14 protein-coding genes and 3 pseudogenes are annotated in these 15040 nt (G+C 44.5%); 14 read left to right on the top strand and 3 right to left on the bottom strand.

Features of this window, described 5'->3' with window-relative positions; genetic code table 11:
* Positions 1-108: 108 nt before the first annotated feature.
* Together ACM0OX_RS15630 and ACM0OX_RS15625 are read right to left on the bottom strand one after the other, a co-directional pair.
* Positions 109-1491, bottom strand: coding sequence for an AAA-like domain-containing protein (locus tag ACM0OX_RS15630; protein WP_414515925.1), 1383 nt, complete (start codon positions 1489-1491; stop codon positions 109-111).
* A 172-nt stretch (positions 1492-1663) separates the two neighbouring features.
* Entirely contained in the window at positions 1664-3934 is a 2271-nt protein-coding gene (locus tag ACM0OX_RS15625) for an AAA-like domain-containing protein (RefSeq protein ID WP_414515923.1), read from the bottom strand.
* A gap of 120 nt (positions 3935-4054) precedes the next feature.
* On the opposite strand from ACM0OX_RS15625, the pseudogene ACM0OX_RS15620 reads away from it, so the two are divergent.
* Positions 4055-4850 (top strand): annotated as a pseudogene (locus tag ACM0OX_RS15620) (transposase); the annotation flags it as partial.
* Between the two features lie 91 nt (positions 4851-4941).
* On the opposite strand, the pseudogene ACM0OX_RS15615 reads toward ACM0OX_RS15620, so the two are convergent.
* Positions 4942-5061 (bottom strand): annotated as a pseudogene (locus ACM0OX_RS15615) (IS4 family transposase); the annotation flags it as partial.
* A 23-nt stretch (positions 5062-5084) separates the two neighbouring features.
* Between ACM0OX_RS15615 and ACM0OX_RS15610 the strand changes: the two are divergent.
* The 13 genes and pseudogenes from ACM0OX_RS15610 (at position 5085) to ACM0OX_RS15550 (ending at position 14998) form a co-directional block, all read left to right on the top strand.
* Positions 5085-5342: a hypothetical protein gene (locus tag ACM0OX_RS15610; RefSeq protein WP_414515921.1), complete on the top strand. Its 258-nt coding sequence runs from the start codon at positions 5085-5087 to the stop codon at positions 5340-5342.
* A gap of 43 nt (positions 5343-5385) precedes the next feature.
* Positions 5386-5898 (top strand): hypothetical protein, encoded by a 513-nt coding sequence (locus ACM0OX_RS15605; protein WP_414515920.1) that lies wholly within the window; start codon positions 5386-5388, stop codon positions 5896-5898.
* Positions 5899-6207: 309 nt separating this feature from the next.
* The gene (locus tag ACM0OX_RS15600) at positions 6208-6486 is read left to right on the top strand and encodes a hypothetical protein (protein ID WP_414515918.1); all 279 of its coding nucleotides are present in this window, start codon (positions 6208-6210) and stop codon (positions 6484-6486) included.
* A gap of 322 nt (positions 6487-6808) precedes the next feature.
* The gene (locus ACM0OX_RS15595) at positions 6809-7366 is read left to right on the top strand and encodes a DsbA family protein (protein ID WP_414515916.1); all 558 of its coding nucleotides are present in this window, start codon (positions 6809-6811) and stop codon (positions 7364-7366) included.
* A 99-nt stretch (positions 7367-7465) separates the two neighbouring features.
* Positions 7466-8278 (top strand): alpha/beta fold hydrolase, encoded by an 813-nt coding sequence (locus tag ACM0OX_RS15590; protein ID WP_414515915.1) that lies wholly within the window; start codon positions 7466-7468, stop codon positions 8276-8278.
* Between the two features lie 77 nt (positions 8279-8355).
* Positions 8356-8970, top strand: a pseudogene (locus tag ACM0OX_RS15585) (Dps family protein).
* 115 nt (positions 8971-9085) lie between these two features.
* Entirely contained in the window at positions 9086-10663 is a 1578-nt protein-coding gene (locus tag ACM0OX_RS15580; RefSeq protein WP_414515913.1) for a GMC family oxidoreductase, read from the top strand.
* 42 nt (positions 10664-10705) lie between these two features.
* Complete coding sequence (locus ACM0OX_RS15575; RefSeq protein ID WP_414515911.1) at positions 10706-11617, top strand: SDR family NAD(P)-dependent oxidoreductase; 912 nt, start codon at positions 10706-10708, stop codon at positions 11615-11617.
* Positions 11618-11917: 300 nt separating this feature from the next.
* Positions 11918-12124 carry a cupin domain-containing protein gene (locus ACM0OX_RS15570; protein ID WP_414515909.1) on the top strand — a complete coding sequence of 69 codons (207 nt, stop codon included), beginning with the start codon at positions 11918-11920 and terminating at the stop codon, positions 12122-12124.
* A gap of 190 nt (positions 12125-12314) precedes the next feature.
* Positions 12315-13064, top strand: a complete 750-nt coding sequence (locus ACM0OX_RS15565) for an SDR family oxidoreductase (protein ID WP_414515907.1) — start codon at positions 12315-12317, stop codon at positions 13062-13064.
* Between the two features lie 125 nt (positions 13065-13189).
* Complete coding sequence (locus ACM0OX_RS15560; protein WP_414515906.1) at positions 13190-14059, top strand: alpha/beta fold hydrolase; 870 nt, start codon at positions 13190-13192, stop codon at positions 14057-14059.
* Between the two features lie 52 nt (positions 14060-14111).
* Entirely contained in the window at positions 14112-14357 is a 246-nt protein-coding gene (locus ACM0OX_RS15555) for an alpha/beta fold hydrolase (protein ID WP_414515904.1), read from the top strand.
* On the top strand, positions 14357-14998 hold the full coding sequence (locus ACM0OX_RS15550) for an alpha/beta fold hydrolase (protein WP_414515903.1): 642 nt from the start codon (positions 14357-14359) through the stop codon (positions 14996-14998). Before ACM0OX_RS15555 ends, ACM0OX_RS15550 begins: the two co-directional genes overlap by 1 nt.
* The last annotated feature ends 42 nt before the right edge of the window (positions 14999-15040 follow it).

Genomic DNA, 15040 nt, shown 5'->3' with positions numbered 1-15040 from the left:
AGTACAAAAGCACTATATTTTAGCGATCGCCTGTGCCAGTTGCGTAAGTCCTGACTATTTTTGCGAATGCGGATTAATCCACATCTTGGACATTCCATAGCAATCGCACTAATTCATATTTTGATTCTGCAACGCCAAATGCTGCTCTTTTTTTGTAAAAAATCGCCGATACAATTCACAACTTGCGATCGCTTTAGATCCAGAAAGTTTAATCAACCCCATACTGCTTAACTTATGAGTAAGGATGGGATCTAAGAGAATAGCTTCATTAGCATTCAGAACGTTATCAAAAGCTTGTGCTAACTCAGGCTGTTTTTGCAAGGTTGCCCAGTGACGCTGCAAGTGATAAGAATAAATTTTGCTAGCAGTGGGAGCAGTTTCTAGTAGTTGCGACAGAGTTACCTCGTTTCGACTTAGATGATAGAGAGCTAAATTTACTAGTGCCGGATGTCCCCCGACCATTGCCATTAATTGTCTAGCTCCTTCTCCATCTGTCCAATTGAGTCCATAGCGTTGGGCTAACTGTTGTACCTCTTCTTGGCTAAAGTTGTCTAACTGAATCGGTAATCCTACATTGAAAGGAGACTGATTAAGTTCAAGAGGAACATAAATATCTGTTGAGTGAACAACGACTAAACGAAGCTTTTGCCAAATCGGCAGTCTTTTTGCTTCTTCGTACCAAGAACGCAACAGAGGTAGAAAATCCTTCGCTACTTGGGGATGCTCGAAAATATGGTTCACTTCATCCAACGCCAAGATCAGGGGAGTATTAATTGACGCTAGTAGATATTCTTGAAAGTAGACGGTGCAGCTAACTTTACTTCCCAAATCTTCATCCCAATACTCGTCTAACATTGGTTGAAGCTGAAGCTGGCGGGCGATATTGGCACACAACCAGCGCAAAAGTTGATTCAAGTCGCTCAGAATTGTCTGCTCGACTTGTTCTAGATTCAAGCTGATAGTGCAGTAACCCTGGTGCTTGGCATAGTCAAGAATCCTCAGCGACAGTGAAGTTTTGCCCATTTCTCTGGGAGCTTTGATCCTGATTAACGCTCCTGGTTTCTTAATTTCTTGATAGATTTGCTCCTCAAGGTAAGAACGTTTGAGGTAAAAGGGAGAGGCGAGAGCAACTGAGCCGCTGGGGTAGGAAGGTGACGTATCCTGATTAACTGTGGGGGGAAATTGCGTCAGGTCTTCTTTCAAAAGTTTTGTATTTGGAGCTGCTTCAACGATGGCATAAGATTCCAGCAGCACCTGACAGTTTTTCTTGGTCACGCGCTGGCCAATGACCTCAGAAAGTCGCCCAAACAATTCTGGGGCAACAACATTGGTAAAGTAGCCAGGACTATAACCTGCCTCTATAGCTATTTGGTTATAAGTTTTATACTGCCAAATCCCACGCAGAATCAGATTTTCGGTGGAATTAAGGGGGCGATTGTGGCTCTCAATTAGCAGGCGATCAACAATCTCAAACAGACTATCAAGGTTCATAGAGATTACAGACAAATGCGACTAATAAAGATAACAGTAAAGACAACAGGAGTTACGCAAGTAACACAATATCTGCCATTTATTAGTACAATAGTATTGTTTAGACAAATTAAATTATCCAGAAGGATAGACCTCTTCTTTCACTTTCCAGATTAAACAAAAGTTTCGTAAATCAAACAAAAATAGATTCATAAATACGGTTCTGAACTCTCAATTTTCCCTGTTGCTTGACTACTAGCCCTGACAAAAGCAATTCTCTTTCCTCTGAACTATCAACTGCAATAATCTCTCCTTGATGCAAAATTTGACGGTAGAGTTCTAGTAACCGAACGGATTGTTTACTTTTGAGAAGGCGATCGCGGATGGTTCTTAAATGCTCTGGTTCATCCTGTGATTCCCAATTTTGTATTACCGACCTTTGCACCAAATTTTCAATCCATTCAGCTTCTCTATTGTTAGGGATAGGAGATGAAGAATTGCGGATAAATCTACAGAGCTTTTGAGTCAAAAAGGGCTGCCCATTAGTCCAGGCTAACACTTCTTTTAAAACTGTTTGAGGATTGCTCACATTCTCGGTCAATCCTTGAAGTAGAGGTTGCGCTTCATGCTCTTTAAACCCTTCTAATTGAATGGTCTGACCGATGTTAAAAGGCGTTCTTTGGTGATCAGTAATTAAGTCCCCAGGGGTAGCTACTCCAAAAAGAGCAAAGGTTAAACGTCGATACTCTGGATTAATACTACGCTGATTATAGCAAGAGCGAATTAGCGCAAAAAAGTCATTAACTGGGAATTTTAAACTTAAGAAGCTATCAATCTCATCGATAAAAATTATCAAGTTTTTAGCTATAGTATCATTTTCTTGAGTAACTTCTACTAGCAAAACTTCTTCAATAAATTGACTCAATATCTGAACTGAAGAAATATCTCCTTGCTCTTGCCACCAATTTTTTAGATTAACCTTTCTTAATAAACCAAAACTTCGCCATAGCTCTACTGTTAAGCCTTTGTACCATTGGTCAGGCGTGACGTTTTCGCTACCAATGCGGGTCAGATCGATCGCCCCGCAGCTAAATCCCTCATGCCGGAGGTGATGTATCATGCGTACCATCAGACTTGACTTGCCCATCTGCCGAGGATTGAGAATGTAACAAAATTCCCCGCGCTTCAATGCCTTATAGAGATAACGGTCTGCTGAACGCACAACATAAGTAGGGGCATCCATCGGCAAACTTCCTCCCACTTGATAGTCAAAGGTAGAGGGTTGTTCGCCACTTTTGAGTAACTCGTTTTCAAAGAGCAGTTTGGCTTGTGTGGCTTTGAGATTTTCTAGAGTTAGTGAGTTTAAAAATCTATGCCTATTCCTAATATTCAAATAGGCTTCGGTAGCTTTGAGAATTTCTAGGGTTTGTGAGAGTTCTTGAGTGCGCTCGTCTACTCTCATCTCTAGATTTCGGTTATCATCTTCTAACTGTCCGTAGAGACGGGCATTTTCAATGGAGATAGCAGCTTGAGCCGAAAGAATTCTTAAAACCTCAATGCGATCGCTGGTAAATGCATCTGTGGTTAAATTGTTTTCTAAATATAAAATACCGCTTAGTTTGCCTTGATTTAACAAAGGAGTACAGAGAATCGATTTTGGTTGAGTGGCGACAATGTAGGGATCGCGGATAAACTGTTCTTCAACGGTTGCGTTATTAAGTACTACATTTTCTTGAGTACGGACAACATAGTTAACGATCGCAACTGGTAGGATAGGTGTCTGGCGATCGCCATCTACAGAGTCAATGGGAAGCGATCGTAGTAGAGTCACATCATCAGAATCTACTATCCCTTCAGCTTCGATCGCCCATTTATGATCTTTTTCCAGTATCAGAAAGCCTTTTTGGGCACCTCCATTTTCAATTACAGTTTTCATTAACTTAGCCAGCAGTTGGTCTAGTTTAATTTCGCTAGCTAATACTTGAGAGGCTTTGGTAACTGTCATCAGATCGAGTACGTGGGGATTTGTACTACTAGTAGATTTAGTTGTATTAATGCTTTGGTCTTCTTTTCGGTTGTTTATATCCATTAGAAACTGTGGGTACTCCGATTCTAGGGCTTTAACTTTGGCTTTTGCACCCCAGCAACTATAACAATGATGGGCATTTTTCAGGTATAGTCGTCCTATTTCTTCTCTACCGAGAGAGATATAAAATTCTGCTGCGCGTTCATAAACTAGACTATTTTCATATTGCTGCAAATCATAGGCTTTAATAACTCCATTGGTATTTAATGAGTGGGTGATTTCATATTCCTGCTTGTATCGAGTTAGTTCTGAGATAGTTGGGTAGTTTTCCTTAAGAATCTTTAAAATAACGGGTTGATTATCAGGCTTGAGAATGGCTCGATAGACTAATGAATTAGCACTTTCATAGATTTTTTGAATAATCTGATAGTCTTTCATAGTGTTCCTAAGGAAATTCTTATTACAATACCTTCGCCAAAAGAAGAGGATGAGGAGAGAGGGCCGATGTAGTAGAGTTATTGTCTCTCACAACGACAACTCAAAAACCACAATCAGCCCATGTCCGATATCTTATCACTGCTACAATGCTTGCTACCGCAGATAAACGCTACGACGATGCGGCAATTGAACCAGATAATCCTGGCAATGTTAGCAATGAGCGGGCGAGTCACGATGCCCTTGAATATCACGTTGGACAGGTAGTGGTGGTAGTTATCGAACGATGTTGAGATTCTTTCATACGGTAATACCTTAGGCGACATTGTTTTGGGTATTCTTCCGCAAGCATTTATTTCGTGCAAATGAGGTATATTTGCTAGCAGGAGATGAAGTTGTAATAAGTAAATCAGGGAAACAAACTTATGGGCTGGATAGATTTTTTTCTAGCCTGGCTAGCAAACCCATATTAGGGCTATCTTTTTTTACATTATCATTAGTCAGTGTTGAGCAAAGGCACTCGTTTCCGATTCAGATAGAACAGGTGATAAAGAGCGATATAGAAAAAAGTAGCCCGTCACCAATCAAAGAAATAAAACCGCAAGAGAAACGTGGGCGTGGACGACCGAAGGGGAGTAAAAACAAGAATAAAACCCAGGTAATTCTCACATCTGAATTAGTCCGAATTCAGAAAATGATTAAGTCGCTATTTAAGTTATTAGCTAAATTTATTCCCCTTACTTACTTAGTGTTAGATGGACGCTTTGGGAACAACAATGCCTTGCAGATGGCTCGTCAAGTTAACTTGCATATAATTTCTAAGCTTCGCTATGATTCGGCATTATATATACCTTATCAACGCCCTGACCCCAATAGTTGCTCTCGTCGTAAATACGGGGATAAGATTGACTACAGTAACAATACCGTTGCCAAAATAAGAGCATGAAGAGGTAGGGCGTTTCGTAGTAGAGTTATTGTCTCTCACAACGCTTGCGGGGCTACAAAAAGGGCTAGGATGCAGATAGAATAAGCCTCATAGCCCTCTCTCCTTGCTGATAGTACTTACGCTTATTAGGACTGAATCTCAATAATTCAGCGACTAACTCATAAGAATTTTCCATGAAATTGACCGACACCGGAGGATGCAAAATCTTTGCTGGAACAAGCTAACCCTGTGGGTGATGCGCCTCCAGGCATCAAACAGGCGGAAATTGAAGAGTTACTCAGCAAAATTACAGAGATTGAGTCTTATTTAGAACTATTTGCTAGAGAGCGATCGCATTCTCTTTCGCAATCCCATCGGCGAGTCAGAGCCATCACCCAAGAAGGACAGATTCAGGTTAAACCCCAGCTACCAATGGATATTCTAGGGGTTTATATTCTCCAGGCTGGGAAAATTCGTAATTCGTAATTCGTAATTTTTTAGACAATTTTTAATATTAGGTGTGTGAGAGATGAGTGTAGCAGGGATTACTTTAGCAGGTGTTCAGATTGAAGGGAATTTGCTAGCAGCAGATATTACTGCCGAATTGCTGGCAGGTAATGCCAAAGGGCAAGCACCAGAGGATTTTGATTTTACCAAAACTGACAAGCTAGCAGATGAAATTGCGATCGCATGGGGTGATGCTAAAGCTTATTGGGCAGCATTTCAACGGCAATTAGACAGGTTAGATGCAGATGATACCGCTACCAGCGTCACCCGCGAACTGTGGGTAGTTCCTTTACTACGAAGTCTCGGATATAACCCTGTTTACACTGCTAAAGCTGAAGTCGTGGAGGGACAAACTTATGCGATTTCTCATCGTGCGGAATTAGGCGAAAACAAGCCACCTATCCACATTATTGGTTGTCGAATCAAGGTAGATCATCGTCCTCCCAGTGGCACACCCAGGTTATCAGCACACGCACTTGTGCAGGAGTATCTTAACAAGACGGAACATCTGTGGGCGATCGCACACAAGCCGTGATTACTGCTGTTAAGCGCGGGATTGTCAGTTTGTAGGAAGTTGTACTAAAGTTGGAATCCAAATTTCAACTTTAGTTGGAGCCAACATTCCATTTTGAGATGGACTGATTTATCAATCACTCTATTGAGCAAAAGTTTCAACTTTTAGGGGACGACAAGTTAAAGTTAATTGCATATATTTGTTTGTACAGAAAGCCGCCAAAGCTTCAACAAAAGTATGTAAACGTTTAGTTGCTCACTGGCGGCGAAATCCTTTAGTTAATTGATGCCAAAGAATATTTAGAATTGGTAAAAAAGGCGGGATAGAATTATGGATGTTTGGAATTTGGCTAAAGGTTTAGGAGTCGTAATCGTTGGTGCAATAGCTTTCTCTGGAAACTCTGCTATTGCCAAAAATAATCCGAGTGTGACTCTAGAAAATAATTTGAATGCACCTACCTTAAACACAGCGATTAAAAAGCACAATACATTAGGAGACGATGCCCTGAAAATTAATTACAGCATCAAACAAACTCAATCTCAAAATAGAAATGCTGCTCTAGATAAGAAAAAAACTTTGCTAGCAAGCTGCCGGGGATTTTGCTTGTGAGCGTGTTTTTAAACCTTAGAGGATGTTTGAAAAGTATTTTTGGTAACTTCTGAGGCTCGGAAACCTAACCCCCTAGCCCCCCTTCACTACAAGGGAATGGGAATTTCAAAGCCTCTCTCCGCTTGTCTAACGGCAGGCTGACGCCAACGGGGAGAGGAATGGAAGTGGGGTTTTTGGTATACTTTATTACATTTTGTTAACGCACCATCTAATTTTCTTCTGAATGACTTAGGCCTTTCCAAAAACTAGATTTTAGCTCAGGTAGTACAAGGATTTCAGAAGAGATCGCTGGCGATGAGCATTTTCTTCTTCGGAGGTTTCAGTGAGTTTTGACCGCGATCGCGGTTTGTTATTCGTCCCACCTTCAACACAAGATCACATAAAAGGTATGGTGAATGCCACAGTTGTGCTTGTGATGTATGGGGACTATGAATGTTCTCAGAATGCGGACGTTTTCAGGCTGATTAAAGTCATTGGGCGACAGCTTAGTGTTTCTTTGGGGGAAAATTATTTGTGCTTCATTTTCCGTCACTTTCCCCAGGTACAGATTCATCCACATGCTCAACGGGCAGCAGAAGCCGCAGAAGCAGCAGCGGCTCAAGGGCAGTTTTGGCAAATGCATGAGATGCTGTTTATCCATCAACAGGAATTGGGAAATGGCTATCTAGTCGAGTATGCCAATCGTTTAGGACTTGATATTTCTCAATTTTTGCAGGATTTATCCAAGGGAGCGTATGTCAATCTGATCAATGCGGATATTGAAGGTGGACTGCAAAGTGGAGTGGAGGCTGCGCCCGCTTTGTTTATTAATGGAATTCGCTATCTCGATCGCTGGACTGTTGAGCAGATAATGGCAGCCATTGTGGCTGCAAATGATTAAGGTTTTTGATGCTTATCCCAACAAGTATTTCATAACTTCTATACGGACGGCAAGAATTAGAGATTTCAGCAATTTAGCAAGAATACAGAGGCGATCGCCATGATAGTTTTTACATGGAAAAAAGTTCAAAAATTGTTGCTGTGGTTATTTGCATTAAGTGTTGTCGTTGGAATATCAATGCATCCAACACCAGCCACCTCTAAGGAATTACCTCAAACGTCCAACTCTAAACCTGCGATCGTTCTCGTTCATGGGGCTTATGCTGACGGTACATCATGGCAACACGTTATTCCATTGTTAGAGCAGGATGGCTACAGAGTGACTGCTGTGCAGATTCCGCTCACTTCTCTTGCTGATGATGTGGCAACAACGAAGCGGGTGATTGAGAATCAGAAGGGTTCTGTTGTAGTAGTTGGACATTCCTATGGTGGAAATGTAATCACGGGTGCGGCGGCTGGCAATCCACAGGTGAAAGCTCTGGTTTATGTTAATGCTTTCGCACCAGATGCCGGTGAAAAGACGAGTGATTTGAATAAAAGGTACGCAGCACCTCCGATTAGTACGGCAATTGTGTCTGATGCTGCAAACTTTCTCTATGTCGATCGCGGCAAGTTTCACGAATTCTTTGCCCAAGACGTATCAAAGGCTGAGGCACGAGTGATGGCAGCAACCCAAAAGCCGATCGCCAGCGCCGCATTTGAGCAATCAGTGAATGAAATCGCCTGGAAAACGATTCCTTCCTGGTTTATCGTCACTCAGAGCGATCGCGCCATCAACCCTGAACTTCAACGATTTATGGCTAAACGGATTAATGCTAAGACAACCGAAGTTAACTCCAGTCATGTTCCTTTTATCTCTCATCCAAAAGAAGTTACCAAAGTGATTGAAGCAGCCAGCACTGCTGTGAACTAATCACAATTTTAAGAGAAGCATTTTCTCGGTACATACAAATAGAACAGACCTAATTATTGACTTTAGGAGATCCGATCGTGCCGACTCAAAATACAAGCATCACTGAAGTTGATGGCAGTCAACCCTTACTGCATCAACATGGATATGAAATTCAGCAGTATGGTACTCTTCGTGATTTGCCAATTGTTCTCAACCCCAGTGCCCGCAGCGAAAGTTGTGTTTTAGTCAATCAAATTTTGGCAGATACGATTATTCTCTATCACCTTTACAAGAAACATCACTGGTTGATGCGCGGACATACGTTTTATCAACTGCATTTGTTACTCGACAAACACGCCAGCGAACAAATTGAGTTAATTGATGCACTAGGCGAACGAGTACAAACACTCGGAGGCGTGGCGTAGACGCTTTGCGGCTTGTCATCAGACATCGCTGACCCGCGTCATGTAGCAGAAGTCACTAAGATTAAGCGTCCGCCGAACGGTGTTGAGGAAGTACCTGTGATGTTGTCGCGGTTACTAGAAGCTCACGAATTGATCATTGGGGAATTGAGAGGGGCGATCGATAAAACAGCAGCAAATCAAGATAGTGGCACAAATGATTTATTAGTGAGCCAAGTCCTGCGAACCAATGAGACGCAAGTTTGGTTTCTGGCAGAGCATTTGGTGGATACACCATTGGTACGCAGTTAAATTCAGCAGATCGGGTGTTGTAAATGAATAACTAACAGTATTTCAGCGATCGCTCTTTAATCAGTTCATTCTTGACTCCATTTATCCATTGTAGATAACAGAGGAAGAGAACTTTATGACTAATTATGACTACATTGTAATTGGTGCAGGTTCGGCCGGATGCGTTGTCGCCAACCGTCTGACAGAAGACAGCGACGCAACTGTGTTACTACTTGAAGCGGGTAATCCCGATACGAAACCAGAAATTCACATCCCAGCGCAATGTCTCAGTCTACTAGGTTCTGAGGTGGACTGGGCATATTTCTCCCAATCAGAACCCTACCTGAATAACCGCAAAATTTTTTGTCCCCGTGGCAAAGTCCTGGGCGGCAGCAGTTCGATTAATATCATGATTTATCTGCGGGGTAATTCTCACGATTATGACCACTGGCAGTCATTGGGGAATCCCGGTTGGTCGTACCTTGATGTTTTGCCCTACTTCAAGAAATCAGAACACTTCTCACGAGGCGCGTCTGAATTTCACGGGGTCGATGGAGAGTTGAGTGTCACCGATCTGATTGCGCCTGCTGTGGTATCCCAACGTTTTGTAGACGCAGCAGTGGAACTAGGATATGACCACAATCCCGATCCCAATGGAATGCAGCAGTCAGGAGCAGGACTCTATCAGTTGACGATCGAGGATGGTAAACGCCACAGCGCCGCCGCTGCCTTCCTGTTACCCATTTTCCAGCGTCCCAATTTGACTGTAACCACAGGAGCGTTGGTAACTCGCTTGTTGTTTGAGGGTACCCGCACTATTGGGGTAGAATACCTGCACGAGGACATGCTGCACCAGGTTAGGGTAAACTCCGAAGTGATTTTAAGTGCTGGCGTATTCGATTCGCCCAAGCTGCTGATGCTTTCCGGTATTGGTGATGCAGAACACCTGCAAACTTTGGGAATTTCGGTAGTGGCTGATTTGCCTGGTGTCGGTCAAAACCTCCAAGACCACCCTGTTGTGTCCGTGGCACACGAGGCAACTCAGGATTTACACACGGCAAGCAGCAGTAGTGTCGCTGAAGCTGGCTTGTTTTTGCATACTCCGGGTAATCTGGATGCCGCGCCAGATTTACAGTTTCTCTTCGGCCCAGTTGTGTTGGCACCGCCTGGTTATGCCCACTCTGGCTTAGGATTTACAAGTCTCGTCTGTTTAACTCATCCTCAAAACATTGGTAGTGTCAGTTTGCGTTCCCCCGACCCCAAAGACACACCGATGATTCAAATGAACTTTCTCCAAAGTGAAACTGATGTGCAAAAGTTAGTTGTCGGGATTAAATTACTCCGTAACTTGTTCGGTGCAAGTGCTTTGGATGAGTTTCGCGGTAAGGAAATCGCTCCAGGTGCTGACAAGCAGAGTGATGCAGCACTCGAAGCTTACATTCGGGACACTTGCAGTACTGTGTGGCATCCGGTTGGCACTTGCAAAATGGGCATTGACCCAATGGCAGTGGTCGATCCTGAGTTGCGGGTACATGGGGTTGAGGGATTGCGAGTTGTTGATGCCTCCATCATGCCAACAATCACCACGGGAAATACGAACGCACCCACCATCATGATTGGTGAGAAAGCAGCAGATTTAATTAAAGCAGGTCGCAAAGCACGAACGGTTCTCAGCAAATCTAACGTCCAAAATCCGGCGTATTCATCTATTTAGAAACGAGCGATTGTCTTTGATCAATCTCTAAAGGAATACACAATGGTACTGATTACAACACCATTCGGACGACATTCCACCGCCGCCGAGGTCGTAGAAGGAATTGATCTTTCCGGCAAGCGGGCGATCGTTACGGGAGCCGCATCGGGCATCGGCGTAGAAACGGCGCGGGCACTGGCTCAAACTGGAGCGATCGTCACTCTAGCTGTGCGTAACACCGATGCTGGAGCGCAAGTCGCAGCTGACATTATGGCTACTACTGGGAACCGGAATATTCATGTTGCTTTGCTTGATTTAAGCGATCGCAACTCAATTGCCAAGTTCATTGCTGCCTGGCGTGGGCCGCTGCACATCCTTGTTAATAATGCAGGGGTAATGGCACTGCCCGAACAGCGGACACCCGAAGACTGGGAGATGCAATTTGCCACTAACTATCTCGGACACTTTGCCCTAGCGCTCGGACTACACGACGCTCTCGCTGCCGAGGGTGCCGCCCGTATCGTATTGGTTAGTTCTAGCGGACACCTGATGTCGCCCATTGTGTTCGATGATATTCACTTCATGTTCCGTCCTTACGATCCGTGGTTAGCGTATGGACAGTCCAAGACCGCAAGCATCCTCTTTGCTGTGGGTGCTACTGCGCGCTGGTTCAAAGATGGCATTACCGCTAATGCCCTGATGCCTGGGGCGATCGCAACCAACCTCCAGCGTCATACGGGCGGTCTTAGAACCCCACCTGAGCGGCAGAAGACAATAGCGCAGGGTGCGGCAACTTCCGTTCTGTTGGCAACCTCTTTGCTACTAAAGGGCGTTAGCGGACGCTATTTCGAGGACTGCAATGAAGCCACTCTCGTCACCAACGGGAACGGCTATATAAGCGGAGTTGCCCCCTACGCCCTGAACCCAGACAATGCCGATCGGCTCTGGAATGAATCGTTGCGCCTGCTCGCTTGACCTGTTAGTAACAGTGAGCTTCACGCTGTTGATGAACGAATTACCGGTCGTAAACCTGCCAACCTTTCGTCCATCATGCCCACGAGCACCACGGGAAATACGAACGTACCTACTATCATGATTACTGAGAAGGCAGCAGATTTAATTAAAGCGGAGCGTACCTCGCAAAGTCTTCCCAACAAGCTTAATGTTAAAAATTTGTCACACTTGTCTATCTAAAAACTGCATGAAAGCCTGCCTTATCTGAACCGCAAACTTGAGCATTCGTAATACAATTCATTCATTAGAAGCATCTATTCCATGACAAAATCATTCTGGCTTCTTGGTTCTCGCCTCACTATCCTCGCCGATCGCACCACGACTGACGGTAAATACGACCTGATTGAGGGCTATTTCACTCCTGGTACACAGACTCCACCCCATCGCCATACACGCTATTCCGAACAACTTTATGTGCTGGAAGGAGAGTTTACTGTCTGGGCAGGTGAAAACAAGGTTGTGCTCTGACTAGTTCCCAGCCTCTAGGCTGGGAACCCATTCTGGGAGGCTCCGCCTCCAGGAGCTTGACAAGAGGCAGAGCCTCTTTTAAATACATTCCCAGCCTCCAGGCTGGGAACAAGACGACCAAGCCTTTGGGCTTTTCTTAGTGCCATTCGTAACTGACCGCTTTAAACCCAACAATCAAAGGATTAACATTATGACAAAACTAGAAGGAAAAATCGCCCTTGTCACGGGTGGCAACAGTGGCATCGGTCTTGCCACAGCTAAACAGTTTGTTGCTGAAGGTGCTTATGTTTACATCACGGGTCGTCGCCAAATCGAACTGGATGCTGCTGTAGAAGCCATTGGTAAAAATGTTACGGCTGTGCAGAGCGATGTTTCTAATCTGGCAGACCTCGATCGTCTGTTTGCCACCATCAAGCAAGAGCAAGGACACCTCGATATCATCTTTGCTAATGCTGGCGGTGGACAAATTGCGCCACTTGGAGCAATCACTGAGGAACACTTTGACAAAACATTCAACGTAAACGTCAAAGGTTTGCTGTTCACTGTACAAAAGGCACTGCCACTGTTGCCAGAGGGTGCTTCTATTATCCTGAATGCTTCGATTACTTCTATAAAAGGTACGCCAGCTTTCAGTGTTTACAGCGCCACCAAAGCCGCCGTGAGATCATTTGCTCGGAATTGGATACTCGACCTCAAAGAACGCAAGATCCGAGTGAATGCCATTAGCCCTGGTGTGGTCCCGACTCCTGGTTACGATCATCTGGGATTGAATGACCAGCAGTTGCAAGAATTTGTAGACAGCCAAGCCAGCGCCATCCCACTAGGACGAGTCGGCAAACCCGATGAGATTGCCAAAGCCGTTGTTTTTCTGGCTTCAGATGACAGTAGCTTTGTGAACGGCATTGAGTTGTTTGTTGATGGTGGTATGGCACAGATTTGAAGTCTAAAAGAAGTTAAAGCTGGCGGGACTACTTTCAGGAGCAGATCCATCGTCAGGATGTGAGATAGATCGACCTGTCGTAAAACGCCATCATGTCACTTTTATCACTTATAAGGAGTAATTTCATGACGACATATCGCACAGTTTCCATCGATGGTTTAGATATCTTCTACCGTGAAGCGGGTTCCCGTGATAATCCAACGATTCTGTTATTGCACGGCTTTCCAACTTCCTCTCACATGTTCCGTAATCTCATACCTGCCCTCGCTGATAAATTCCATCTCGTTGCACCCGATTATCCTGGCTACGGCAACAGTTCAATGCCAACTGTAAATGAATTTGATTACACGTTTGATCGCTTGGCTGAGATTGTAGAAAAATTCATTGCTGCGATCGCTCTCAAAAAGTACAGTCTTTATGTGATGGATTATGGCGCACCGATAGGCTATCGGATTGCCGCTAAATATCCAGAGCGCGTGCAATCTCTGATTGTTCAAAACGGGAATGCCTACGAAGAAGGTCTGCGCGAATTTTGGGAACCGATTAAGGCATACTGGCAAGAGCGATCGCCTGAAAATGCTGAAAAGCTCAAATATCTTGTCACCCTGGAAGCGACGAAGTGGCAATATACCAACGGTGTTCGCAATCTAGAAGCGATCAGCCCCGATACCTGGACTATCGATCAACATTTCCTCGATCGCCCCGGCAACGATGAGATTCAACTGGCACTGCTGTATAGCTATGGTACGAATCCACCATTATATCCGCAATGGCAAGAGTATTTTCGCAAATATCAGCCACCAACTCTGATTGTTTGGGGTAAGAATGACTACATCTTTCCTGCTGACGGTGCTTATCCCTACCAGCGTGACTTGAAAGACGTTGAGTTGCATTTACTCGATACCGGACATTTTGCCCTGGAAGAAAAAGGCGATGCGATCGCAGACCATATTGCTCAATTTCTCGCCTCACGACTGCAACCCGTCTCTGTCTAATTGAGTGCAAAAGTTGCTGGGCGATCGCTCAAAATGTCTAAGGAGTAATGGCATGACCACATTTCACACAGTTTCGATCAATGGTTTAGATATCTTTTACCGAGAAGCTGGTTCCCGCAGTAATCCGACAATTCTGCTGTTGCACGGCTTTCCAACCTCCTCTCACATGTTTCGCAACTTGATATCTGCCTTAGCCGATCGCTTCCATCTTGTTGCCCCTGATTATCCAGGTTTTGGCTATAGTTCCATGCCCACGGTGGACGAGTTTGATTACACTTCGATCGCCTTACCGAAGTAATGGCAGGCTTTATCGCTGCGATCGGATTAAACCGCTATAGTCTTTACCTGATGGATTATGGCGCTCCCATTGGCTATCGATTAGCAACGCAGCATCCTGAGCAGATTGAGACGCTGATTGTGCAAAATGGCAATGCCTACGAGGAGGGACTCGGTGATTTCTGGGAGCCTATGCGCGCTTTTTGGCAGAATAAGACACCCGAAAATGGCGATCGCGTGCGACAGGCTCTGACAAGCAAGGGCACGAAATGGCATTATACCACTGGAGCCAGGAATCTAGAAAACATCAGTCCCGATACCTGGACTCTGGATCAGGCACTCCTCGATCGCCCTGGCAATATAGATATTCAATTGGCATTAAAATACGACTACCAGTCCAATGTGCAGTTATATCCACAATGGCAAGCTTACTTGCGCCAATATCAACCACCCACGCTAATTGTATGGGGCAAAAATGACCAGGGCTTTTTAGTCGAGGGAGCTTATGCCTACAAACGCGACTTAAAAAACCTGGAGTTTCATTTGTTTGATACGGGGCATTTTGCTCTGGAAGAAGATGGAGACGCTATCGCAGACCATATTCACCGCTTTCTGACCACTTACGTTGTAGAGAACACCAAGCTAACCACTAGTAACAAATAGTTTTGGCTCTTAAACGATGTCGGTAAAAAGTGATTGTCATTA

Origin of the sequence: Nostoc sp. PCC 9305 (genome assembly GCF_963920915.1) — a bacterium.
GTDB lineage: Bacteria > Cyanobacteriota > Cyanobacteriia > Cyanobacteriales > Nostocaceae > Nostoc.
This window is presented reverse-complemented; position numbering and strand designations above follow the sequence as displayed.